General features: G+C 35.7%; 24 protein-coding genes and 1 rRNA gene. 18 read left to right on the top strand and 7 right to left on the bottom strand.

From position 1 onward, the window contains the following. The first annotated feature begins 52 nt into the window (after positions 1-52). The 4 genes from ribD (at position 53) to DN064_RS07640 (ending at position 3,096) form a co-directional block, all read left to right on the top strand. Positions 53-1,033, top strand: coding sequence for a bifunctional diaminohydroxyphosphoribosylaminopyrimidine deaminase/5-amino-6-(5-phosphoribosylamino)uracil reductase RibD (gene ribD, locus DN064_RS07625; RefSeq protein WP_115462035.1), 981 nt, complete (start codon positions 53-55; stop codon positions 1,031-1,033). After that, positions 1,026-1,637 carry an HAD family hydrolase gene (locus DN064_RS07630; protein ID WP_115462036.1) on the top strand — a complete coding sequence of 204 codons (612 nt, stop codon included), beginning with the start codon at positions 1,026-1,028 and terminating at the stop codon, positions 1,635-1,637. The genes ribD and DN064_RS07630 overlap by 8 nt, the downstream gene beginning before the upstream one ends. A 71-nt stretch (positions 1,638-1,708) precedes the next feature. After that, positions 1,709-2,500, top strand: a complete 792-nt coding sequence (locus DN064_RS07635; RefSeq protein WP_232827434.1) for an EamA family transporter — start codon at positions 1,709-1,711, stop codon at positions 2,498-2,500. Continuing rightward, positions 2,497-3,096, top strand: coding sequence for an IMPACT family protein (locus DN064_RS07640; RefSeq protein WP_115462038.1), 600 nt, complete (start codon positions 2,497-2,499; stop codon positions 3,094-3,096). The genes DN064_RS07635 and DN064_RS07640 overlap by 4 nt, the downstream gene beginning before the upstream one ends. Here DN064_RS07640 and DN064_RS07645 read toward each other — a convergent pair. Further along, complete coding sequence (locus tag DN064_RS07645; RefSeq protein WP_115462039.1) at positions 3,091-3,498, bottom strand: acyl-CoA thioesterase; 408 nt, start codon at positions 3,496-3,498, stop codon at positions 3,091-3,093. The two genes, DN064_RS07640 and DN064_RS07645, sit on opposite strands and share 6 nt — an antisense overlap. Positions 3,499-3,696: 198 nt before the next feature. Here DN064_RS07645 and dnaA point away from each other — a divergent pair, with 198 nt between their 5' ends. From dnaA to DN064_RS07660, 3 genes are read left to right on the top strand one after another with little or no spacing between them, the layout of a single operon-like run. Continuing rightward, a complete protein-coding gene (gene dnaA, locus DN064_RS07650; RefSeq protein WP_115462040.1) occupies positions 3,697-5,124 on the top strand; it encodes a chromosomal replication initiator protein DnaA in 1,428 nt (475 codons plus the stop codon). Between the two features lie 10 nt (positions 5,125-5,134). Further along, positions 5,135-5,593, top strand: a complete 459-nt coding sequence (locus DN064_RS07655; protein ID WP_232827436.1) for a low molecular weight protein-tyrosine-phosphatase — start codon at positions 5,135-5,137, stop codon at positions 5,591-5,593. Positions 5,594-5,631: 38 nt separating this feature from the next. Then, entirely contained in the window at positions 5,632-6,363 is a 732-nt protein-coding gene (locus DN064_RS07660; RefSeq protein WP_115462042.1) for an SAM-dependent methyltransferase, read from the top strand. Here the strand turns inward: DN064_RS07660 and DN064_RS07665 are convergent. The 5 genes from DN064_RS07665 to dapF form a co-directional block, all read right to left on the bottom strand. Further along, on the bottom strand, positions 6,360-7,025 hold the full coding sequence (locus tag DN064_RS07665) for a peptidoglycan-binding protein LysM (RefSeq protein ID WP_115462077.1): 666 nt from the start codon (positions 7,023-7,025) through the stop codon (positions 6,360-6,362). The genes DN064_RS07660 and DN064_RS07665 overlap by 4 nt on opposite strands. A 114-nt stretch (positions 7,026-7,139) precedes the next feature. Then, a complete protein-coding gene (locus tag DN064_RS07670; RefSeq protein WP_115462043.1) occupies positions 7,140-8,036 on the bottom strand; it encodes a DUF2279 domain-containing protein in 897 nt (298 codons plus the stop codon). Between the two features lie 8 nt (positions 8,037-8,044). After that, complete coding sequence (gene mltG / locus DN064_RS07675) at positions 8,045-9,088, bottom strand: endolytic transglycosylase MltG (protein WP_115462044.1); 1,044 nt, start codon at positions 9,086-9,088, stop codon at positions 8,045-8,047. Then, positions 9,078-9,614 (bottom strand): GNAT family N-acetyltransferase, encoded by a 537-nt coding sequence (locus DN064_RS07680; RefSeq protein ID WP_115462045.1) that lies wholly within the window; start codon positions 9,612-9,614, stop codon positions 9,078-9,080. The genes mltG and DN064_RS07680 overlap by 11 nt, the downstream gene beginning before the upstream one ends. Continuing rightward, on the bottom strand, positions 9,608-10,387 hold the full coding sequence (dapF, locus tag DN064_RS07685; protein WP_115462046.1) for a diaminopimelate epimerase: 780 nt from the start codon (positions 10,385-10,387) through the stop codon (positions 9,608-9,610). The genes DN064_RS07680 and dapF overlap by 7 nt, the downstream gene beginning before the upstream one ends. 127 nt (positions 10,388-10,514) lie before the next feature. Here dapF and DN064_RS07690 point away from each other — a divergent pair, with 127 nt between their 5' ends. The 11 genes from DN064_RS07690 to DN064_RS07740 all read left to right on the top strand — a co-directional run bounded on the left by DN064_RS07690 (position 10,515) and on the right by DN064_RS07740 (position 23,192). Then, positions 10,515-11,927 (top strand): S1C family serine protease, encoded by a 1,413-nt coding sequence (locus tag DN064_RS07690; RefSeq protein WP_115462047.1) that lies wholly within the window; start codon positions 10,515-10,517, stop codon positions 11,925-11,927. Positions 11,928-12,054: 127 nt separating this feature from the next. Then, a complete protein-coding gene (locus tag DN064_RS07695) occupies positions 12,055-13,503 on the top strand; it encodes a glyceraldehyde-3-phosphate dehydrogenase (RefSeq protein WP_115462048.1) in 1,449 nt (482 codons plus the stop codon). 132 nt (positions 13,504-13,635) lie between these two features. Continuing rightward, positions 13,636-14,256, top strand: coding sequence for a tRNA (guanine-N1)-methyltransferase (locus DN064_RS07700; RefSeq protein ID WP_232827438.1), 621 nt, complete (start codon positions 13,636-13,638; stop codon positions 14,254-14,256). A 71-nt stretch (positions 14,257-14,327) separates the two neighbouring features. Continuing rightward, entirely contained in the window at positions 14,328-14,669 is a 342-nt protein-coding gene (locus tag DN064_RS07705; RefSeq protein WP_115462049.1) for a DUF2834 domain-containing protein, read from the top strand. Between the two features lie 26 nt (positions 14,670-14,695). After that, the gene (gene trmD, locus DN064_RS07710) at positions 14,696-15,379 is read left to right on the top strand and encodes a tRNA (guanosine(37)-N1)-methyltransferase TrmD (RefSeq protein ID WP_115462050.1); all 684 of its coding nucleotides are present in this window, start codon (positions 14,696-14,698) and stop codon (positions 15,377-15,379) included. Between the two features lie 160 nt (positions 15,380-15,539). Further along, positions 15,540-15,890, top strand: a complete 351-nt coding sequence (rplS, locus tag DN064_RS07715) for a 50S ribosomal protein L19 (RefSeq protein WP_115462051.1) — start codon at positions 15,540-15,542, stop codon at positions 15,888-15,890. 755 nt (positions 15,891-16,645) lie between these two features. Continuing rightward, on the top strand, positions 16,646-18,865 hold the full coding sequence (locus DN064_RS07720; RefSeq protein WP_115462052.1) for an NADP-dependent isocitrate dehydrogenase: 2,220 nt from the start codon (positions 16,646-16,648) through the stop codon (positions 18,863-18,865). 66 nt (positions 18,866-18,931) lie between these two features. Continuing rightward, the gene (locus DN064_RS07725; protein WP_115462053.1) at positions 18,932-21,304 is read left to right on the top strand and encodes a TonB-dependent receptor; all 2,373 of its coding nucleotides are present in this window, start codon (positions 18,932-18,934) and stop codon (positions 21,302-21,304) included. 4 nt (positions 21,305-21,308) lie between these two features. After that, complete coding sequence (locus DN064_RS07730; RefSeq protein WP_115462054.1) at positions 21,309-22,118, top strand: DUF4249 domain-containing protein; 810 nt, start codon at positions 21,309-21,311, stop codon at positions 22,116-22,118. A 26-nt stretch (positions 22,119-22,144) separates the two neighbouring features. After that, positions 22,145-22,966, top strand: coding sequence for an N-acetylmuramic acid 6-phosphate etherase (murQ, locus tag DN064_RS07735; RefSeq protein WP_115462055.1), 822 nt, complete (start codon positions 22,145-22,147; stop codon positions 22,964-22,966). Then, positions 22,953-23,192 (top strand): DUF6095 family protein, encoded by a 240-nt coding sequence (locus tag DN064_RS07740; protein ID WP_115462056.1) that lies wholly within the window; start codon positions 22,953-22,955, stop codon positions 23,190-23,192. The genes murQ and DN064_RS07740 overlap by 14 nt, the downstream gene beginning before the upstream one ends. Before the next feature lie 91 nt (positions 23,193-23,283). Here the strand turns inward: DN064_RS07740 and rrf are convergent. Then, positions 23,284-23,391: ribosomal RNA gene (rrf, locus tag DN064_RS07745) — 5S ribosomal RNA — on the bottom strand. Positions 23,392-23,393 lie beyond the last annotated feature (2 nt).

The raw sequence follows: 23,393 nt of genomic DNA on the forward strand, positions 1-23,393 counted from the left end.
AGGTTGAAGATAAGCCAAATTATAGTTTTCAAATTCAAGAAACATGTAAAATATGTTAACAGATGAAGAAGCTATAAGCCGTTGTATCCAAATTGGGAAGAACGGCTTGGGTACGACAAGACCAAACCCTATGGTTGGTGCCATTATTGTGCACAGTAATACCATAATTGGTGAAGGCTTTACCGATCCGCATGGTGGGCCCCACGCAGAGGTCAATGCTATTAACTCGGTTAAAAATCAAGAACTTTTAAAAGAATCAACCATCTACGTCACCCTTGAACCTTGCAGTCATCACGGCAAAACCCCGCCATGTACAGACTTAATTATTTCAAAAGGCATTACAAGAGTAGTCATTGGTTGCTTAGATGATAATCCTCTGGTTGCTGGAAATGGGGTTAGAAGACTAAAGGCTACCGGAATCAAGGTCTCCACTGGAGTGCTAGAAGCGGAATGCAGAGACCATCATAAAAGGTTTTTCACCTTTTTTAACAAGAAGCGACCCTATATCATTTTAAAATGGGCAGAATCATCTGATGGATTTATAGCGCCAAATGAAAAAAATGAGAAAAAACCTGTATGGATAACCAACGCCTACTCCAGACAACTTGTTCATAAGTGGAGAGCTGAAGAACAAGCCATTTTAGTGGGTGGTAATACAGTTACAGAAGACAACCCGAGTTTAACAGTTAGAGATTGGACGGGCCACAATCCGGTAAGGATAGTTATTTCAAATAACATTCAAAGACATACGGATCTCAACATATTTAATGATGAATCAAAAACAATAGTTACTAATGGTAATCTTGAATCGCTAATGGGTTCGCTTTATGACGAAGGGATTAATTCTATTATAATTGAAGGAGGAACACAAACTCTGCAGTCCTTCATTAATAATAAACTTTGGGATGAAGCTAGGGTTTTTTATGGAGCCATTGAGTTTGGCGAAGGAATTGAAGCTCCAAAGTTAAATGCCGCAGCCTCAAGAACAGTGAATCTAGAAACAGATCTTTTGAAATATTTTCACAATGATTAAGGCAATTATTTTTGACTTTGGAGATGTATTTATCAACCTAGATAAATCAGGTGCGTTGGAAAATGCACTTGATCTTTTTGAAATTAATGAGTTTAGTGAAGATCTTATTCAAACAAACATGCTTTATGAAATGGGGCAAATGGACTCGGCAACATTCATTGAATTTTATCTAAATCGATTTCCCAAATGTTCAAGACAGGATATTATTGAGGCATGGAATTTCATATTAAGAGATTTTCCAATCTACCGACTTAATTTTCTAAAACAACTCCAAAGGAAAAAAAAGTTTGAACTTATTCTGTTAAGTAATACCAACGAGATGCACATTGATTTCATTAAAAATCATGTGCCATTCTATGAAGAGTTTAAATCGTGTTTCCAAAAGTTTTATTTATCTCATGAAATAAAAATGAGAAAACCCGATGCGATCACTTTTGAATACGTTCTTAACGACATTGGTTTGAGAGCTAAAGAGTGTCTCTTTATTGATGATACCAAAGAAAACACGGACGCCGCTGAACAAATTGGAATTCACACATGGAATATTAATGAAAACAGTGAAGATGTAATAGACCTGTTTAGTATCAAAGCTACTTTATTTTGATTTACTTAGTCCTAAGTATTGCTTCGTCTACAATTATCTTGATTCTCTTCAGATTATTCAAAAGTTTTAAGGTGGACACCAGGCAAGCTATTGTTATTAATTATGTTTCCGCCTTTCTATTTGGTTTGTGGTCCTATGAGCAACCACTTAGTGCTAGTACAGTTCTTAATTCTAGTTGGCTTTATGGAGCCATATTATTAGGCCTGCTATTTATTACCATATTTAATTTAATGGCAGTAACAGCTCAATCCAATGGCCTTTCTGTGGTTTCAGTCGCCAGTAAAATGAGTGTTATAATTCCGATCGTTTTAGGAGTGATTCTCTATGACGAAGTTTTAAAAACCCCTCAGGTATTAGGCATAATTTTAGCACTTATAGCAGTATATCTTGTATCTGTAAAAAAGGAAGATTCCGCATATTTAAAAAAGTCGTTTTTATTCCCTTTTCTTGTTTTTTTAGGTTCAGGAATCATTGATAGTTCTTTAAAATATTTCGAAAATTACCATCTAACAAAAGATTTGATATCCATTTTCTCAGCATGTATTTTTTTATTTGCTGCACTTTTTGGGAGTATATGGATTTTTGGTATCCAAAAACAAAAGCTAAGTTCTTTTAAAGGAAAAAGCCTTCTGGCTGGATTGGTCCTAGGTGTGGTTAATTATTACTCTATCTATTTCTTAATTCAAGCTCTTAAAATTGAATGGCTGAACAGCGCGACCGTTTTTACAATTAATAACGTCTCCATAGTGGCAATCTCAAGTATTACAGGATTTATCATTTTTAAGGAATCCATATCCAAGTCAAATTTTGCTGGTATATTTTTGGCACTTATTTCCATCTATTTAATAAGCAATAGTCTTTGAACAATTATAAAACCATAATAGAACCATTTAAATCAGAAATTCTTAAGATCAAGAAAAGTAAATTCATTGGATGCGTATATCCTGTTGAAACTATTGAAGCAATTAAAGCTGCGATGCACCAAATTAAGGCAGACCATCCATCGGCATCCCACTGGTGCTATGCTTACAGTTATGGTATTGAAAACCCTCAGATTAAGACTAACGATGATGGTGAGCCAAGCAATTCAGCAGGAAAACCAATCCTTGGACAAATTCAGGCATTTGATTTGTCAAATGTTTTAGTTGTTGTAATCCGATACTACGGTGGGACCAAACTGGGGGTTGGAGGCTTAATTTCGGCCTATAAAGAGTCTGCTAAGTTGACACTATCAAGCGCAGAAGTTGTTGAAAAAGAGCTAACAAGAGGCATAATTTTAAAATTCAAGTATGACCTTTTAAACGTAGTTATGAGAGCCATTAAACAGTATCAACTTGAAATAAAAGATCAAACAATGGAAATGGATTGCTCTATTAAACTCGAGATTCCTAAACGCATCTTTGATGAAGTCTTAGAAAAATTTCAAGGTGTTTTTGGACTCAAAGTCAAAGTATTATAACGAATTATCCTGCAATTGGTCTAAAAGAAATTTTGGACATCTCGTTGGTCGGTTGCGTTCCATATCAATAAAAGCTAAAACCGTAGCTCCTGTAGCAAGTGAATTTCCATCCTCATTTAGCAGTTCATATTCAAACTCAATGGATGCTTTTGGAATTGCTTTTAGTCGAGTTTTTACTTTAAGCACATCGTCATAACGTGCTGAATTTTTGTAGTTTATATTTAAAGAAATTACAGGTAGCATTATACCTGTTTCTTCCATCTGCCTATAGGTCATTCCAAATTGGCGCAACCATTCTGTTCTACCCACCTCGAAGTATTGCGCATAGTTTGCATGGTACACCACTCCCATCTGATCAGTCTCCCCATATCTGACGCGGATTTGGGTTTCATTTATAAACATTTTTTAATGAGGAATTTAAGTTTTTTTTTGTAATTTCATGCGGATTAAACATGAGAAAAAATTTCTAAAAATTCAATTGATTTTCATTTTTTTTTTAAGAATTTTGTTCACATATTTGTCGAGTAAATATTATGAAAAGAGAAACCCATATTCTCTTTTTTTTTGCTAATCTAACTAACCAAAATTTACAACAAACGCATGGAGATAACAGCTCAATCGGTCTGGGGCAATTGCTTGGCATTTATTAAAGACAATATCCAACCACAAGCCTATAAAACTTGGTTTGAACCGATTGTAGCAGTTAAACTTTCTAATCAAGCCCTGAGCATTCAAGTTCCAAGTAAATTTTTCTATGAATGGCTAGAGGAGCATTACGTTAAAATTTTAAAAGTTGCTTTGACTAAGGAGTTAGGTGAAACAGCCAAGTTAGTCTACGTGATTAAAATGGAGAATACCTATGGCAATAAGCAGCCGTTTACAGAAAAAATACCCAGTTCCAATAGAATACCAGTCAAATCACAAGACGTAGACGTACCATTTAATAATAAAAGCCCTGAATTAAGAAATCCATTTGTAATCCCAGGTATAAGAAATGTAAAAATAGAATCACAGCTTAATCCTAATTATAGTTTTGATAATTTCTTAGAGGGCGATTCTAACAGATTAGCTAGAAATGCTGGAATTGCCGTAGCCAATAAACCTGGCGGCACATCATTTAACCCCTTGCTAATATTTGGAGGTGTTGGTTTAGGAAAAACACATTTGGCTCACGCCATTGGTGTTGACATAAAAGATAAATACCCTGAGAAAACAGTACTTTATATTTCAGCTGAAAAGTTTACTCAGCAGTACATTGATTCAGTCAAGAAGAATAATAGAAATGACTTTATCCATTTTTATCAGATTATTGATGTCTTAATTATTGATGACGTCCAATTCCTTTCAGGAAAGACTGGGACTCAGGATGTTTTCTTTCATATCTTTAATCACCTTCATCAAAATGGCAAACAGGTTATTTTAACTAGTGATAAGGCACCTGTAGATATGCAGGATATTGAACAACGATTATTATCCAGGTTTAAATGGGGTCTCTCTGCTGAATTACAAACTCCAGACTTTGAGACGCGAGTTTCCATACTTAGAAATAAACTCTATAGAGACGGTGTAGAAATGCCGGAAGAAATTATTGACTATGTAGCTAAACATATTAAAACTAACGTGAGAGAGTTAGAGGGCGCCATAATTTCGTTAATAGCTCAGTCTTCCTTCAATAAAAAAGAAATCACTATAAATCTTGCAAAAGATATTGTAGAGAAGTTTGTAAAAAACACCAAAAGAGAGGTGTCCATTGATTACATACAAAAAGTGGTTTCTGATTATTTTCAAATGGATGTTGACACCTTACAGTCCAAGACGCGTAAGCGCCATATTGTTCAAGCAAGGCAGTTAGCTATGTTCTTTGCTAAAAAGTACACTAAAGCTTCATTGGCTAGCATTGGATCACAGATTGGCCAAAGAGACCATGCTACGGTACTTCATGCCTGTAAAACGGTTGACAACTTATCCTCTACCGACAAGCAATTCAGGAAATATGTTGAGGATTTAGCAAAGAAACTCACACTTTAATTATTTATTTATGAGAATCCTGATGGTATGTTTAGGGAATATCTGTCGATCTCCCCTTGCCCACGGTATTCTAGAGAATAAGCTTCAAGATTCGAATTATCTTATTGACTCAGCTGGAACCGCCAGTTATCATATTGGTGAACTACCTGATCATAGATCTATTAAGGTTGCAAAAGCAAATGGTATTGATATTACCTCTCAAAGGGCGCGACAGTTTAAAACAAGTGATTTCGATGTTTTTGATCGCATTTACGCAATGGACGAATCTAATCTAGACAACCTTAAAACTTTAGCAAGAGACGAAAATGACCTAAACAAATTACGTCTTTTTATGGATGCTAATCCAAATTCCGCTTATAACTATGTACCTGACCCCTATTATGGCGACTTTAGTGGTTTTGAGGAGGTGTTTAACTTAGTAGATGAAACTTGTAATATTATAGCTAGGGATCTATCTAAACAGGACTAAGTCTTAAATTATTACCTTTAAAATGACTACGTTTTTATATGAACTCAAATAAAGGGCTTCTTTACTTAATTCCAACACGACTTGGTGACAACCCGCCACTTGAAGTGTTACCTCTTTCAATAAAAAAGGTTTTAGAAAAGGTAAATCACTACATAGTAGAAAATGAAAAAACCGCCAGACGATTCATTAAAAGGGTAACCCCGGGAAAAAGTCAGGCAAAATTGGTGATACAAGTACTAAATAAATACACACTCGAAGAAGAATTACTTAGTTATTTGGACGCCTGTGATAACGGTTTGGATGTTGGTCTCATCTCTGAAGCTGGCTGCCCTGCCATAGCTGATCCAGGAGCAGACATCGTTAAACTCGCACACAGTAAAGGCATTCGTATTGTGCCACTTGTTGGGCCTTCTTCAATTCTTTTAGCGTTGATGAGCAGTGGCATGAATGGTCAAAGTTTTGCCTTTAATGGCTATTTGCCAATAGATAAACAGGATCGTAAATCTCATATGAAACGTCTTGAAAAATTATCCTTTGACCAAAATCAAACTCAGATTTTCATTGAAACCCCGTTTCGTAATAATCAGTTATTGACAGATTTAATAAAAACACTAAATTCCAGAACAAGATTATGTGTGGCCTGCGATTTAACTTTACCTACGGAAGAAATTTACAGTATGCCAATAAATGAATGGAAACAAAAAGAATTGCCCGATTTGCACAAGAGGCCATCTATATTTCTTGTTTTAAAAGAATCTACTGTTTACTAAATAGAAACTTTAGCAGTTCTATTAGGTTCAATTTGAGAAGTGTCATAGCCAGAGAATTTTTCCAGGTAGCTGCTTAGCGTAGAACCATAGCCATCCTTAAAATTTTGCTGACCATAGCTTTTGAGAAACTTTTTAACACTACCTGGACCAGCGAGATGGGCTGCAGCAAGAATTCCTGATTCTGTGACCTCAATACCTGCTACTGTTTTACCGTCAAATTTTTGGATATACTTTCTTAGAATCCATTTATTTCGTTTGGTATTGGCTAAAAAGGCCTCTTCTTGAAGAACTGGACTCTCAAGAAAGGTATCTGTATTATAGACACCAACAAGTTTTAATGTTTCAGAACCAAATTGGTACTTTCCTAGATAGCCATAGGTATTTACTGCAAAATAGTTCCCAGTTGACTCTTTAAAAGCTAAGGCTTCCTTAAAACCTTCAAAGTTCTTACCTAACAGTGGAGAATAATGATCAATTGATTTAGAATCAAATTCCATTAATTCAGCTAAATCTTCTTTTGGAATAGGTTGGATAAATTCTAATTCGATACCCTGGGTAGAGTATTTATCCATGTCTAGTTTTGATTCCGGATAAAGCGCCAAAATTAAACTAAAACAAATGGCAAAAGGGACTAATGTGTTTTGAATAATATTCGTTTTCATATCCATCTTATTTGTGTAAAATACTGTCCCCGAACATTTTACAAAATGGACGAGCAAAATTACGCCTTATTTGGAGACTACACAATACACGGGATGAACGGTAAAAAAAACTCGTTAAAAGTAGATTATGTGGGCCTTAAAGACCCCGTTACTGGTCAATTCTAATGTTGGAGAAGGGATCTTTATAAAGTTGAAAATGTCAAATAGGGTTTTTAATATATGTGAATTGGTCTTTATTCTCGTCAAATCAATATCAAGACTTAAGTAAAATTGCTGATATGGATCTTGTGCCGGTAAATAGGGATCATGGAAATCCCCATTAAGCATACCATTGGCCCCATAGCCCAAGGCAATATTAAACCAGGACGGTATAAGCCCCGTGCCTAAAAAAGATTGCATACTAAAACTTAACCAATAGGTTTGGCCATTATAGTCCTTAAATACTTGTTCCATTAAATTATTTCCCAATAAATCTGGATTAAGTTGTGCATATGGAGATTGCATAAATGAAAACTTTATGCCTATGCGTTGTTCTTCCCAGAGGATTTGTTGTCCAATAAATAGCCCTGTCCCTAAGGCATTAGCCGCTATATCTCCCCATGAGAAACCCCATTGTTTTGAGTAACCATCCATTATTTCAACAGCAGTCAAGAACACAAAACCAATTGTGGCCCCGTAGAGTAATCTATCTTTTTCGCGAACTCCACTCCAGGCTAATAAATTATATCCAATGCGACCCAATTGATAAGATGAAAATACATGACCCAGTTTGTCTATCCCATACCAATCACCACTATCATTAACAGTCCTAAACGATCCTCGTTCATAATTAGAATACCATAACTGGTCCAATGCTATCAAGGATGCAGCAGCCAAGGTTGCTTGAGAAATTAGAACACCATTTCGTCTTTGGATATGAAGGGTGTCTGACGGCTTTAGGAATTTAGATAATTGACCATATACAGAAAGAGATTGTACTATAATAATAACAATTAATACTAATCGTTTCATACCTAAGATTAACGTCTAATCCCCTGTGAATCTAGATAACGGTGATAGGCCCGCGCATTTCTATTATGTTCACTCAGGGTCTTAGCAAATCGATGGTAACCAATGCGCTCAGGATCAGCTGCAAAATAAAGGTAATCATGATCCTGACTGTTTAAAACAGCCTCAATTGCTGATAAATCAGGCATAGCAATTAAACCAGGCGGTATTCCCGAATACATATAAGTATTATATGGTGTATCTATGTCCTTATGCTCATTTAAAACCCTTCTAATAACCGTATTTTGATATTTAGGCAATTTGTAAGCTGCAAATTTTAGCGCTGGATCAGCTTGTAGTGGCATTCCAATTTTAAGTCTATTTAAATATACTCCTGCAACAATAGGCTGTTCTTCTTTAGCTTTAGATTCTTCGTAAACTATGGAGGCTAGGGTCATTACCTCATCAGCTGAAAGGCCAATTTTTTTTGCTTTAGATCTTCGGTCTTCATTCCAGAATTTCTGATATTCTTTATACATGCGCTTCACAAAGGCTTCCGCAGAGGTATTCCAAAAGAACTCATAACTATTAGGTAAGTACATCCCCAGAGCCGTTTCATTTTTAAATACGTAAGAATTGAGTAAAGTAGAATCACGCATAGCAATTACCAATTCCGCGCTATCCGCTTCAATTTGGGAACTAACGCGACCTGCCAGTTGCTCTAAACTGTTTTGATTATTAAATGATAACGTGAGAGGAATGTTCTGGCTCCGTATGGTGTTAATAATATCATTATTATTCATCCCTTTTTTTAGCCTGTAACGCCCCGATTTAACATTGCTGTTATATTTTTTTTGATTTGCTAAGGCATCAAATGAATCTAAATCATCTAAATAAGGAGCTAGAAGCTCTCTTACTTGATTATAGTTAGTACCAGTTGGAATCTCTAAAGTAACTGATTCTTCCTCGAAACTAGTGTTTGGAACAAACATAGCATCATAGATATAATAAGCTATAGCACCCATAACAACTAATCCAATTAAGGCTATGGCCCATAATATTTTTTTAATGTACATGCTTAGAATTAATTAATTGCAAAAACCACTCATTACTGAAGGACCCATCCCATAATGTCCAATCCTTTTTTAAAGCCACCTTACTAAAACCGAGCAACTCAAACAGTCTAAGACTTTGGGTATTTGATTCAGTAATTTGACAATATAATTGGTGAAGATCTAATACCGAAAAGCTGTATTGTATCATAAGCTCTAAAGCTTCTCTCCCGTAGCCATTTCCACGATTCTTTAAATCCAATATGACAATACCAACACCTGCTTTTTTATTAATTGGGTCAAATTCATAGAGATCAATAAACCCCATCGGCTGATTAGAATGTTCACTTATGACTAACCGCAGCTGTTTGGATTCATATACATCAGTTGAAGCATTTAGGATGTATTGTTCTAACTGATATCTAGAAAACGGAACAACTGTATTGCTCAATTGCCATAGGCTTTCGTCGTTTTCAGTAGACTCAAGAAAATCAATATCAGATGGCTCCAAGGCCCTCAACTTAATGGTTTCACCTTTTAATGTTACCATGTTAATTCGCCCTTAAAAACAAACTCAGCAGGTCCTATTAACCAAACCTCTTTAAATCCCTCTTCATGTGGTGTAAACTTAACCTTTAAGTTTCCTCCATTGGTGACCAATGTAATTTCTGTATCCGAAGATTGCCCTGAACGAAACATGGCAATAGCTACTGCAGTAGCTCCTGTTCCACAAGATAGAGTCTCACCTTCAACACCTCGTTCATACGTTCTTATACGGAACCCATTGTCTATCTTTTCTACAAAATTTACATTAGACCCGGCTTCATCATATAAATCTCCATAGCGAATATCAGCACCAATTTTTTGAACATTCAAACTATTAATATCATTAACTAGTTGAACATGATGCGGTGATCCTGTATCTAAAAACAAATGCTGTGGAAAACACTCTACACCTGATACATCCTTCATATTCAAGGATACAACCCCATCCGAATCAACAAAAGCATAATGAGGCCCATCAATAGCTTCAAAAGACGCTTTTGTGTCAATCAAGCCCAATCGTTTTGCAAAGGCAACAATGCATCTTCCACCATTACCACACATTGAACTTTGGTGACCATCAGAATTAAAATAGACCATTTTAAAATCCATAGTGCCATGATCTTCCAATAATATGAGACCATCTGCGCCAATGCCAAATCGTCGATCACACAAAGAAGCCACAAGTCTGGCATTATTCTTGTCAAATATATTTTGACGATTATCAATGACTATAAAATCGTTTCCCGTACCCTGATATTTATAAAATGAATGTTTCATATTTAGGTCGCAAAGATAGGGATATTAGTGGGTTTTAAGTCTTGTTAAATCATCGTTAAACTTAAAATCACCATTTAATAAAAATGTAATTTTATTCGTTGTCTAATTAAATTAAAAACAAGTGAAGATGAAGAAGATTTTAACTTTAATTGGGGTTTCAGCTCTAGGAGGAATACTAACTCTGGGTGCTTATAAACTAATGGAGCCTGATAAAAAACAGGATTATAATTCCTTCCAAAGCACAAAGCAATCATTTATTGTCCCCACAAAATCAATTAATTCGAAAACAGCATTAATTAATTCCAACGCCCCTGATTTAGTAAAGGCGGCGAATGGAACTATTGATGCGGTAGTGCACGTCAAAAATAAGGCGATTACTAGTGGCCCCAGAAATTTCTATGATTTACTTTATGGCCGTGAGTCTGAACAAACCAGAATTGGCACAGGAAGTGGTGTCATTATTTCACCCGACGGTTACATTATTACCAATAATCACGTTATCGCCGGTGCAAGTGAGCTATCCATAACCATGAATAATAATAAAGTTTATGCTGCAAAACTTATTGGTACCGATAAGAAAACAGACATTGCTCTGCTAAAAATTGATGCTCAAGATGAACTGCCGGCTATACAATTTGGAGACTCTGATGCTTCGCAAGTTGGTGAGTGGGTGTTAGCAGTTGGAAATCCATTTAATCTAACTTCAACGGTTACCGCTGGAATTATTAGTGCCAAATCGAGAGATTTGTCTGGTGATCAAAGTTTTATTCAAACTGATGCTGCGGTGAATCCAGGAAATTCTGGAGGAGCTTTAGTAAATATGAATGGTGAATTGATTGGAATTAATACAGCAATCACTTCGCAAACTGGGTCTTATATAGGTTATTCATTCGCAGTTCCAAGCAATATTGCACGTAAAATTGTAGAGGACCTCATTGAGTTTGGAGATGTACAAACTGGAATATTAGGTGTTTCTATTTTAAATCCAGACTCTGAAGAGGGAGTTGAGCTCGGAATTAATGAAATTCAGGGTGTATACATTTCGGACATTACTAAAAACTCAGGTGCAGCAGCTGCCGGTTTAAAAGAAGGAGATGTGATTACTAGACTTGATAATATAGAGATTACCAAGTTTTCGGATCTAAGTGGCTACTTAAAAACTAAAAGACCAAATGATGTTGTAAACGTAGAGATCGAACGCGAGAATGAACTGAGGATTGTCCCAGTAACTTTGTCTAATACAAGTATTGGTAAAGTTGAATTTATGAATATGACTTTTACAGATATCTCCAAAATAGACAAGCAGCGCTATGGTATTGAAAGTGGTGTGATCATTCAAAGGTCTAATAATCGGCTTTGGATTAATAGACTTGGAATACAAGAGAATTATGTCATAACCAAAATCAATGATTTTGAAATTAATTCAATTGAGGATATTAATACCTTAAAACAGCGGTATGGCGACGAATTTGAAGAGCGAATTGAGCGAATTAGTTTTATTGATGGATATCTTAGAGCTCGTGAATTAGTACTGCGTTAGTGTAAAATTTAATAGTAAATATCGAACCCTCTGAATAAAAATTTAGAGGGTTTTATATTTTTCTTAAATGCTTACGAAAACGTTTGAAATATGTTACTTTTGCGCCAAATTTTAAAAAATTAAACTAATGAGTCTCCACGGAACTTATGAAAAAGAATTGGCCTTTCAAGCCGATCGCAGACGCGCCACAGTTGAATTCATAAAAATTGTTAGCGATTTATGGTATGACAAGTCCATAGAATTAGTTCTTTTTAGAAACCAACTTATGGATAGGAATGTCAGTGAAATTCTCCACCTACATGAATATGCTGGCGAGTTTGTTCAAAAACCAATTTCAGTATTTGATTCGGTTGAAATAGCTAAAGCCATTAAACAACTGGATTTACCCCCGGCCAAATTAGATATTGGAAAATTAACCTATGAATATCACATTGCTGATCAAAAATACAGCAATGCGTTAAGTTTTGTTGCAGACAAATTACATGATGCTGAAAAGAATGGGAATATTCAGCCAAAAGACGTTGTACTATATGGCTTTGGTAGAATTGGTCGATTAGTAGCACGTGAGCTTATGGCAAGAACTGGTAGTGGTAACCAATTGCGATTGAGAGCTATTGTCACACGAGGTGAAATTAATGCTACCGTATTAGAAAAAAGAGCCTCATTATTGCGTAATGATTCTGTTCATGGTATATTCTCCGGTACTGTAGTAGCAGATCCAGAGAATGAAGCACTCATCATAAATGGCACCACTGTACGGATCATTTCTGCCAACAAACCAGAAGACATCGACTATACAAACTACGGAATAAATGAAGCGCTAGTAATTGATAATACTGGAGCCTTTAGAGACGATAAAGCACTTGAAAGGCATTTAAAAGCTAATGGAACTGCAAAAGTATTACTAACAGCACCTGGCAAAGGGGTTCCAAATATCGTTCATGGAGTTAATCATACTCAAAATAATCCAGATGAAATGGACATTTTTTCTGCAGCTTCATGTACAACAAACGCCATTACCCCTGTCTTAAAAGTCATGGAAGATTCTTTTGGAATTATAAGTGGGCACCTTGAAACTATTCACGCGTATACCAATGATCAAAACTTGGTTGATAATTACCACAAAAAATACAGAAGAGGGCGTGCAGCTGCCTTGAATATGGTTATTACTGAAACGGGCGCAGGCAAGGCTGTAAGCAAAGCACTCCCGTCATTAGAGGGTAAATTTACCTCAAATGCCATTCGAGTTCCAGTTCCAAATGGTTCGTTGGCTATTCTAAATTTAGAATTAGAAAAGGAGACATCCATTGAAGAAATTAATGCTGCAATTAAAAAATACGCACTAGAGGGGACTTTGGTAGAGCAAATTAAATATGAAATGAATGATGAACTGGTTTCAAGCGATATTGTTGGTAGTTCAGCACCTTCAATTTATGACAGTAAGGCCACTATTGTAAGACCCAATGGAAAAAATGCCATACTTTATATATGGTATGATAATGAATATGGGTATAGTCATCAGGTAATTAGACTTGCTAAATACATTTCTAAAGTTAGAAGGTTTACATATTACTAGAAAATCCAAACATTTAAAGTAACCGTATATTAAAAACCTCTCAATATTGAGAGGTTTTTATTTGATGAATATGTGCAGATAAAATTATTATCTTGCCTAATGAAAAAGCAACTTACCTAAATCAACTAATTAATGAAGTCAATAATCCACCTAACTGTTTTAGCTGCAGCTATTTTATTGTCATCCCCAAGAACTTTAGCTCAAAATTCTAATTCTAGTGAACTTTCATTGGACAGTGGAACAATAGAAAGCCAATTTGAATACATATTCAAGAAATCAGGTAACTTTAAGGGCACCAATGGTCAGCCTTATGAAGCCGTAAAGTTTTCTTCTCTTGTTAAACTCAAAGGCAATGTTTTAGATTCTTTAGAAACTACTTACAACAAGCTTAATAACTCTGAGAAGACAGTAAGTACGCAGGCGAATGAAATAAGCGAATTAAAATCGCAATTAGCAAAAACACAGGCTAATCTTGATCAAACCATTACTGAAAAGAATAATATGGCATTCCTTGGTATGCAAACCAGTAAGATCAATTACAATGTGATCATGTGGAGTATTGTAGCTGGACTTTTAGCCTTTCTGTTCTTATTTATTTATAAGTTCAAAAATAGTAATGCCGTAACCAAAAGTGCCAAGTTTAAGTTGGATGAATTGGAGTTAGAATTTGAAGAGCATCGACGTAACGCGCTTGAAAGAGAACAAAAGGTAAGAAGACAACTTCAAGACGAAATTAATAAGCAAAAATCCTGAGAAAGCTATAACGATATATAATTCTAATAAACCGTATAATAATACGGTTTATTAGTTTAATGCACTAAGTTATGAAAATTAAACACCTTTATCTTATACTTTCGATCTTGGGTTTAGGACTTACCTGGTATTTTAATGCTCAGTTTTATTTAATGGAGGAGGACACCTCTATTTCTAATTTTATTGCGCTAACAGTGACTACTTGGCCGGCAAAGTCTATAAGTGCAGACATATCTGTTGTGGCAATGTGCTTTTTAGTATGGATGATTAATGAATCTCTACGTCTAAAAATAAAATACTGGTGGCTGGTCTTAATTTCTACATTTATTGTTGCACTAGCATTTAGTTTTCCTTTATTTATGTACTTGAGAGAAAAGTCTATTGAAAAGCAAAATAGGTCACTGCAACAATAAAAGTTACTTACTTATAATTTGAGAACATGAGGATTGATATTATTACAGTTCTTCCAGAGTTATTAAAAAGTCCATTCGAGGCCTCTATTTTAAAGCGTGCAATCGAATCTAATTTAGTTGAAGTGCACTTTCATAATTTAAGAGATTATACAAGTGACAACTATAAATCCGTGGATGACTACCAATTTGGTGGTGGTGCAGGAATGGTAATGATGATCGAGCCTATTGATAAGTGTATAACGCAACTAAAAAATGAGCGGTCTTATGACGAAGTCATATACATGACACCAGATGGAGAACGACTAAATCAAGGAATAGCCAATAGTTTATCCTTATGCGAAAATATTATTATTCTCTGTGGACATTACAAAGGTGTAGATCAAAGAGTAAGAGACACCTTAGTTACCAAAGAAATATCGATTGGTGATTATGTACTTTCTGGTGGTGAATTGGGTGCAGCCGTGTTGTGCGATACCATAATTAGATTAATTCCAGGTGTTTTAGGAAATGAAACCTCGGCATTGACAGATTCGTTTCAAGATAATCTTCTCGCCCCACCTATTTATACCAGACCTAGGGATTATAAAGGTCTCAAAGTTCCTGAAATTTTATTCAGTGGAAATTTTCCTAAAATTGAAGAGTGGAGAGAAACTGAGGCTTATAAGAGAACTAAAGATCGTAGACCAGACCTACTGGATGAGGATGTTTAGAAAGTTTTCTTCAATCAGTATCGCTATTAGAATTATTTCTCAAAATATTCATGAAATACCTATTCAATTTTAACTTTTTAACTATCTTTGCAGCCGATTTAAATCAACCTCTGGCGAAAATCGTGAATGTTGTTTTAAACTAATCAAAATCAATACAAGGATGGATTCTTTAGTAAAATTTGTTCAAAACGAATTTGTGACGAGAAAAGATTTTCCAGAGTTTAGCGCTGGAGATACGATTACCGTTTACTACGAAATTAAAGAAGGGAATAAAACCCGAACACAGTTCTTTAAGGGTGTAGTGCTTCAAAGAAAAGGAAGCGGTACAACCGAGACATTTACAATTAGAAAAATGTCTGGAACAATTGGTGTTGAGCGTATCTTCCCAGTCAATTTACCAGCACTTCAAAAGATTGAAGTCAATAAAAGAGGTAAGGTTAGAAGAGCTAGAATCTTCTATTTCAGAGGCCTTACTGGTAAAAAAGCACGTATAAAGGAAGTACGTAAATAATTAAGAATTAGAACCTTAAAAAAGCCTTGACTAGTCAAGGCTTTTTTTATGAACTATTGTTAATAACTGAAGTTAATACAAGGTTAATATCTTTCAGGTTAAAAAATTTGCATTTATTCATCATAATTTTAATTTAGTCTCAGATTTAACAATAAACCCTGTTTGAAGTTTAATTTTAGAATTAAAGTTTGTTAAATCTTTAAAGAATGTTCTTTTACATAAAATTGTTTTCAGGAGAATTATTACAGTTTGTGTAAGCAAATGGAGGTAATGGCTCTATGTGAGTTGTAAGCAAATACGGAAATCGTATTTAGGAACAATTCATCATTCTCTAAATAGATTAGTTTAGGCTAAAATATGAAAGGGACCATGTAAGTGAAGAAATAGTTTCGCGCAAGTGGAAATATTGATGACATTACATAAAGAAGACAGTTATGAGGATAAAAGTATTGCTTAATACATTTTAGGCGATTATTTATCTTCGGAGTCGCACGCAGAGGATTGCGCCCATTACGCTTCGGTGAGAAAAAGGGGCAACAAGATTCTTTTATTTATTAGTAAATCTTAGAAGCATTGGATCAACTGCAGCACTCATGAAAGCCATATCAATACAGTTTTACTGTGATGATGTGGCTTTTTTTTGTTCAGAGAGTTGCATCTAGAGTTTGGGCGTATAGTCTTAAATAAACCGCATTGAATTTGTATATTTGCGCTGCCAAAATTGGCATTACCAATTACAGAAATACTATAATTCTATGCACACTAACGAATCTATCGTCTACACGATGACAGATGAAGCGCCAGCGTTAGCGACTCGCTCATTTCTTCCAATAATTCAAAAGTTTACCAATTCTTCCAATATTACCATTGAAACAAAGGATATTTCTTTGTCCGCAAGAATATTATCTGCTTTTTCAGATTATTTAAACGAAGACCAAAGAATTTCTGATGATCTCAGTTTTCTTGGTGAGTTAGTAAAAGAGCCGGCAGCAAACATTATCAAACTGCCAAATATCTCTGCATCTATCCCTCAGTTAAAAGATGCTATTGAAGAATTACAATCCAAGGGCTATCAAATTCCTAATTTTCCAGATGAGGTAGTAACAGAAGAGGATGAAAATGTTTTGGCCAGATATAATAAAATAAAAGGAAGTGCGGTCAACCCAGTGTTAAGAGAAGGAAACTCAGATCGTCGTGCTCCAAGAGCAGTTAAGAACTACGCCAAGAAGAATCCTCATTCAATGGGTGCCTGGTCTCCTGGCTCAAAAACAGAAGTCGCTACGATGTCTCATGGGGATTTTCATCATAATGAAAAATCAGTAACCATTGAGGCAGATTCGAGTCTTAAAATTGTTCTTACCACGTTAAATGGGGAGACAATTATCCTTAAGGACAATATTAATGTACTTAAAGGAGAGGTTGTAGATGGTACTTTCATGAGCGCATTGTCTTTACAAGAATTTTTAGCAACAGCCATTGGTAAAGCAACTGACAATAATCTTTTATTGTCGTTCCACCTTAAGGCGACCATGATGAAAGTGTCTGACCCTATCATTTTTGGCTATGCTTTGAAGGCCTACTTTAAAGATGTTTTTAATACCTACGAGAACGAAATACAAGCACTAGATATAAACCCCAACAATGGTCTTGGTTCAATTATAGAGATGCTTGAAGAATCTGATGAAGACCTGGCCGAAACTGTGCTTAAGGCATTTAGAGACGCCATTGAAAATGGTCCAAAGGTTGCAATGGTTAATTCAGACGAAGGCATAACTAACCTGCATGTTCCAAGTGATGTCATTATCGATGCCTCCATGCCTGCTATGATAAGAAATTCAGGGCAAATGTGGAACAAGGATGGGCATGCAGAAGATACGCTTGCTATAATTCCTGATAGTAGTTACGCCGAGGTCTACTCAGCTACCATTGACGATTGTAAACGTCATGGTGCTTATGATCCAACAACCATGGGATCTGTATCTAATGTTGGTTTAATGGCAAAAAAAGCTGAAGAATACGGTAGCCATGATAAAACATTTGAATTGTCACAGGGAGGAGAAATAACTGTTGTTGATGAAAGAGGGGCCGTTCTAATGACTCATACTGTTGAAAAAGGTGATATCTGGCGAATGTGTTTGGCTAAGGATGCGCCAATTCAAAATTGGATTGCATTAGCAATTGACAGAGCTAAACAAACTGGTAATCCAGCCGTTTTCTGGTTAAATAAGGAAAGAGCTCACGACGCTGAATTAATTAAAAAGGTTGAAACTTACTTCGAAGTAAACAATCCAGGGATTGATCTTTTAATTATGTCTGTTGCCGAAGCGACTCAATTTAGTTTGGATAGAATTAGAAAAGGTGAGGATACTATTGCAGTAACAGGAAATGTGTTAAGAGATTATTTAACCGATCTTTTTCCAATTTTAGAATTAGGTACCAGTGCAAAAATGTTGTCTATTGTTCCATTGATGAATGGTGGAGGCTTATTTGAAACTGGAGCAGGTGGATCTGCACCTAAGCACGTACAACAATTTCTAACAGAAAATCACTTAAGATGGGATTCTTTGGGAGAGTTTTTAGCATTGTCTGTTTCGTTAATCCATTATGCAAGAGTTCACAGCAACCCTAAAGCAAAGGTATTAGGAGAGGCATTAGAGGAAGCTACAGAGAAATTATTAGACACAAAAAAAGGCCCTTCAAGAAAGGTGAATAAACTGGATAACAGAGGTAGTCATTTTTACTTAGCTCTCTATTGGGCTGAGGCATTAGCTCAACAAAATGCCAATTTGGATCTAAAAAATGAATTTGAAACAATTCATGAAGCCCTTTTGAAATCTAAGGAAGAAACTTTAGATCATCTTATTACTATTCAGGGTAACTCAATTGATATTGGAGGTTATTATTTTCCTGAAGAAAACATGGCCAATTCAGCCATGAGACCCTGTAAAGGTTACAATTCCATAATCAATTTATAATAATAAACTTAAGTTAAAAAGCCCTTCCCTCGGAAAGGGCTTTTTTATTTTTGATAAAAAAATTGGATGAACAAGTTTCTACCCCAAACTTTATTCATTTTACTATTCTCCCTTAATTTTTTCGCCCAAGATAAGTTTACACTTAGTGGTGTAGTAAAAGACAGTATTACAAATGAAACGCTCATTGGTGTTAATATTATCATTCCGGAATTACAATCTGGAACTATGACCAATGAATATGGATTCTATTCCATTACCCTTCCTCAAGGTGAATATAACGTTCAAGTCAGTTATTTAGGATTTAAAACAATATCTCGAACCATTGACCTGCAACAGAATCAAAAGCTAGATTTCACCCTTATTGAATCAGCCGAAAGCCTGGACGAGGTCATTATCAAAGAAAATATTGAAAAAATCAATATAAAAAAGCCTCAGATGAGTGTTAATGCACTCTCAATAAAAACGATAAAACAAATTCCAGTTGTTCTTGGTGAGGTGGATGTTATAAAATCCATAACGTTATTACCAGGTGTAACCAACGGTGGTGAAGGCGCCTCCGGATTTAATGTCCGAGGCGGGGCTGCAGATCAAAACTTAATTCTACTTGATGAGGCCATTATTTTTAATTCATCACATTTGTTTGGATTCTTTTCCGTTTTTAATCCGGATGCCATAAAAGATTTAAGACTTTACAAAGGAGGGATCCCTTCCAAATATGGTGGGCGGGTATCATCAGTTTTAGATATATACCAAAAAGAAGGAAATAGTAACCGGTTTTCTGGGATGGGAGGTATTGGACTAATCTCAAGTAGACTTCTACTTGAAGGGCCTATTGTCAAAGACAGAGGGTCTTTTTTAATCGGTGGTAGATCCAGTTACGCCCATTTGTTTACACCTTTATTTGATGTAAATAATACGGCCTACTTTTACGATTTAAATACCAAACTCAGTTACCGAATTAATAATAACAATAGCATTTATTTATCTGGGTATTTCGGGCGTGATGTATTTGAAATCAATGATAGTTTTGAAAACACTTATGGCAACAGTGTTTTAAACTTTAGATGGAATCACTTATTCTCAGACAAACTCTTCTCGAACCTCTCAGTCATTTATTCAGACTATTATTATGATTTAGTTTTAAATTTTGTGGAGTTTGATTGGAAATCTGGCATTAGAAATTTTAATCTTAAATATGATTTTAAGCATTATATAAGTAACAATCTGAAACTTGAATACGGCTTAAACAGCATCTACTACAGTTTTGATCCAGGTTTAATTAGACCAACAACAGAGGATTCTGGAATTAATGAATTTAAACTTACTGATAAATACGCATTTGAAAATGCTGTTTATTTTGACGCTGAGCAACAACTTTCCAACAGGCTATCAATACGCTATGGGTTGCGTTTGAGTTCTTTTCTAAGACTTGGACAAGACGAACTTAATGTTTATGAAAATGATAATCCTGTTATCTACAATCCAGACCTTGGCATCTATGAAAAGGCAGAGCCAATAGATGTACAAACCTTTAATAGATCAGACGTCATTAAGTCCTTTATTAATCTTGAACCTAGATTTTCAGTAGCCTATCAATTAAATGAAACTTCATCCGTAAAGGGTAGCTATAATAGGATGACCCAATATCTACACCTATTATCCAATACATCCTCACCTACTCCATTAGATGTTTGGGCTCCGAGTGGAAAATATATTCAACCCCAATTACTAGATCAAGTAGCCGTTGGATATTTCAAGTCGTTTAATGAAAATACCTATTCTTTGGAAGTAGAAACCTTTTACAAAACGATTCAGAATAGAATCGATTACATAGACGGGGCTAACCTTATTGCCAATAATGCTATTGAACAGGTTATTTTAAACGGGGAAGCACAAGCTTATGGTTTAGAAATTCTTTTGCGTAAGAATGAAGGTAAGCTAAGAGGTTGGCTGTCCTATACACTCTCAAAATCAGAACAACGTACTCCAGGAAGAACCACGGAAGAACCGGGTATTAATAACGGAAATTGGTATAGCACCCCTTGGGATAAAACACATGACATTTCACTAACTGGAAGTTATGATTTTACGGATAAATGGACTTTCGCATCTAACTTTTTATATCAGACAGGAATACCAGCTACCTTTCCTAATGGCCAGTATTCGTATAACGGTGTGGTTGTTCCTACTTATGAATCAAGAAATTCAAGTCGTTTACCAGCCTATCACAGACTAGACATATCAGCAATATACACCCCTAAACCCAATTCGACTAAACGCTTCAGAAGCGAATGGGTATTTGGAATTTATAATGTGTATAATCGCATGAACGCTGCAAGTATATCCTTTAGACAAAACACCCAAACAGGAATCAATGAAGCCGTGAAATTGTCAATTTTTGGAATTGTGCCTTCTATAACCTATAACTTTAGATTTTAGAATTATGAAGAAGCTCTTTTTATTATACCTATTAGCATTAGTCTTTAGTTGTGAAGATGTTATCGATATTCCCTTAAATGAAGCTGAACCAAGGTTGGTGATTGAAGCTTCTATTAACTGGGTCAAAGGAACAGATGGCAGGGATCAAGAGATAAAATTGTCTTTATCTACTCCATTCTTCGAAGATGGCATTACTCCTGCTGTTGGGGCGACCGTAAGAATCGATGATAGCAGTGGTAACACCTATGATTTTATTGAAATAAGCGGTACCGGATTGTATCGAAATAATTCATTTGCGCCTGTTTTAAATGAAACATACAATCTTACCATTCTGTACGAAGAAGAAGTTTACATAGCCCAGGAAACCATGGTGTCGGTTGTACCCATAGATTTTGTTGAACAAGAAGCTGGTGGTGGGTTTGGTGGAGATGAGATTGAGGTTAAAGCTTACTATACAGACCCAGCTGGGGTAGAAAATTACTATTTCTTTGAATTTTTGCCAGATTTCACCTCCATACCTGATTTAGAAGTCTATGAGGATAGATTTACAGATGGAAACCAAATATTTGGATTTTATTCCAGTGAGGACATTAAGGCAGGTGACGAATTGAATATTAGAATTCATGGGGTTTCCAATAGATTCTATGATTTTATGTTTATTCTTTTACAGCAAGGTGAAGGGGAAGGCGGCCCATTTGAAACGCAACCAGCTACGGTACGAGGAAACTGCATCAACCAAACCAATCCTGATAATTTTCCATATGGTTACTTTAGATTGTCTGAAGTAGATGAAGTTACTTACATAGTTCAGTAGTCCTATATATTTCTTTACATTTGAAAATGGATTTTGTAAAAACTACAGAACAAGACTCCCTCTATTCAGATTTAGAGAAGAAAGATACCCTTGAAATTCTTCAAGACATCAATAAAGAAGATCAAAAAGTGGCTTTGGCAGTTCAAAAAGCCATTCCATATATTAATCCTCTAGTTGATATAATTGTTAAGAACATGAAGTCTGGAGGTAGACTGTTTTATCTTGGAGCAGGAACCAGTGGTCGGCTTGGTATTTTAGATGCCTCTGAATGCCCACCTACCTTTGGAGTACCTCATGATCTAGTTATTGGTCTTATAGCCGGTGGTGACAGTGCTATTAGAAAAGCTGTTGAATTTGCGGAAGATTCATCATCTCAAGGGTGGAAAGACTTGGAATTTTATAACATTTCACAAAAGGACGTGGTAATAGGAATTGCGGCCTCAGGTACTACTCCCTATGTGCTTGGTGCTTTAAAAACTTGTAATGAGCATGGCATTGTAACTGGGGGATTAGGGTGTAATCACAACAGTCCTTTAAGTCGAATTGCTCAATTTCCAATTGAAGTTATAGTTGGCCCAGAATATGTAACTGGAAGCTCAAGAATGAAAGCTGGCACCGCCCAAAAAATGGTTCTTAATATGATTACCACATCGGTCATGATCCAATTAGGCCGCGTTAAGGGGAACAAAATGGTTGACATGCAACTTAGCAATACTAAATTAGTCAATCGAGGTATTGCTATGTTAATGACTACCTTGAATATTAGCAAAGAAGAAGCAAGTTCGCTTTTAGAACAGTACGGATCTGTTAGATCCAGTTTAGAAAATTATAATAATGGAAGAAACTAAAAGAACAGATAAAACCATTTTGGTTAAAGGTCTCAAATACATGGGTATTTGCGCTTTCTTGATGTTCTTAGGTCCATCTTTCCTATACTTTATAATGTCTAATAGTGACAAAGGATTTTATATTCCATTACTCATAATTGGAATACTTATATGTATTGCCGCTATAGTAATGCTGTTTTTAGGAATCAAGACCATTTTAGACAGTATGTTTAAGAATCAATCCTGATCGCTAACGAAATTTCAAGGATTCGTATCTCTTAATCATTAACCTTACTAATAAAACAAAAAAAACCCTTACTGTAAGTAAGGGTTTTCAAAAAAGGCGGCGACCTACTCTCCCACGAGTGCAGTACCATCGGCGCTAACGGGCTTAACTACTCTGTTCGGAATGGTAAGAGGTGAGCCCCGTCGCTATAACCACCTTAAG

Source organism: Winogradskyella aurantiaca, assembly GCF_003362725.1.
GTDB classification, from domain to species: Bacteria; Bacteroidota; Bacteroidia; order Flavobacteriales; family Flavobacteriaceae; genus Winogradskyella_A; species Winogradskyella_A aurantiaca.

Coding starts and splice junctions, on each gene's coding strand:
- ribD (WP_115462035.1), top strand. CDS start 53: ATGTTAACAGATGAAGAAGCTATAAGCCGTTGTATCCAAATTGGGAAG.
- DN064_RS07630 (WP_115462036.1), top strand. CDS start 1,026: ATGATTAAGGCAATTATTTTTGACTTTGGAGATGTATTTATCAACCTA.
- DN064_RS07645 (WP_115462039.1), bottom strand. CDS start 3,498: ATGTTTATAAATGAAACCCAAATCCGCGTCAGATATGGGGAGACTGAT.
- dnaA (WP_115462040.1), top strand. CDS start 3,697: ATGGAGATAACAGCTCAATCGGTCTGGGGCAATTGCTTGGCATTTATT.
- DN064_RS07655 (WP_232827436.1), top strand. CDS start 5,135: ATGAGAATCCTGATGGTATGTTTAGGGAATATCTGTCGATCTCCCCTT.
- DN064_RS07660 (WP_115462042.1), top strand. CDS start 5,632: ATGAACTCAAATAAAGGGCTTCTTTACTTAATTCCAACACGACTTGGT.
- DN064_RS07665 (WP_115462077.1), bottom strand. CDS start 7,025: ATGAAAACGAATATTATTCAAAACACATTAGTCCCTTTTGCCATTTGT.
- DN064_RS07670 (WP_115462043.1), bottom strand. CDS start 8,036: ATGAAACGATTAGTATTAATTGTTATTATTATAGTACAATCTCTTTCT.
- mltG (WP_115462044.1), bottom strand. CDS start 9,088: ATGTACATTAAAAAAATATTATGGGCCATAGCCTTAATTGGATTAGTT.
- DN064_RS07680 (WP_115462045.1), bottom strand. CDS start 9,614: ATGGTAACATTAAAAGGTGAAACCATTAAGTTGAGGGCCTTGGAGCCA.
- dapF (WP_115462046.1), bottom strand. CDS start 10,387: ATGAAACATTCATTTTATAAATATCAGGGTACGGGAAACGATTTTATA.
- DN064_RS07690 (WP_115462047.1), top strand. CDS start 10,515: ATGAAGAAGATTTTAACTTTAATTGGGGTTTCAGCTCTAGGAGGAATA.
- DN064_RS07695 (WP_115462048.1), top strand. CDS start 12,055: ATGAGTCTCCACGGAACTTATGAAAAAGAATTGGCCTTTCAAGCCGAT.
- DN064_RS07700 (WP_232827438.1), top strand. CDS start 13,636: ATGAAGTCAATAATCCACCTAACTGTTTTAGCTGCAGCTATTTTATTG.
- DN064_RS07705 (WP_115462049.1), top strand. CDS start 14,328: ATGAAAATTAAACACCTTTATCTTATACTTTCGATCTTGGGTTTAGGA.
- trmD (WP_115462050.1), top strand. CDS start 14,696: ATGAGGATTGATATTATTACAGTTCTTCCAGAGTTATTAAAAAGTCCA.
- rplS (WP_115462051.1), top strand. CDS start 15,540: ATGGATTCTTTAGTAAAATTTGTTCAAAACGAATTTGTGACGAGAAAA.
- DN064_RS07720 (WP_115462052.1), top strand. CDS start 16,646: ATGCACACTAACGAATCTATCGTCTACACGATGACAGATGAAGCGCCA.
- DN064_RS07725 (WP_115462053.1), top strand. CDS start 18,932: ATGAACAAGTTTCTACCCCAAACTTTATTCATTTTACTATTCTCCCTT.
- DN064_RS07730 (WP_115462054.1), top strand. CDS start 21,309: ATGAAGAAGCTCTTTTTATTATACCTATTAGCATTAGTCTTTAGTTGT.
- murQ (WP_115462055.1), top strand. CDS start 22,145: ATGGATTTTGTAAAAACTACAGAACAAGACTCCCTCTATTCAGATTTA.
- DN064_RS07740 (WP_115462056.1), top strand. CDS start 22,953: ATGGAAGAAACTAAAAGAACAGATAAAACCATTTTGGTTAAAGGTCTC.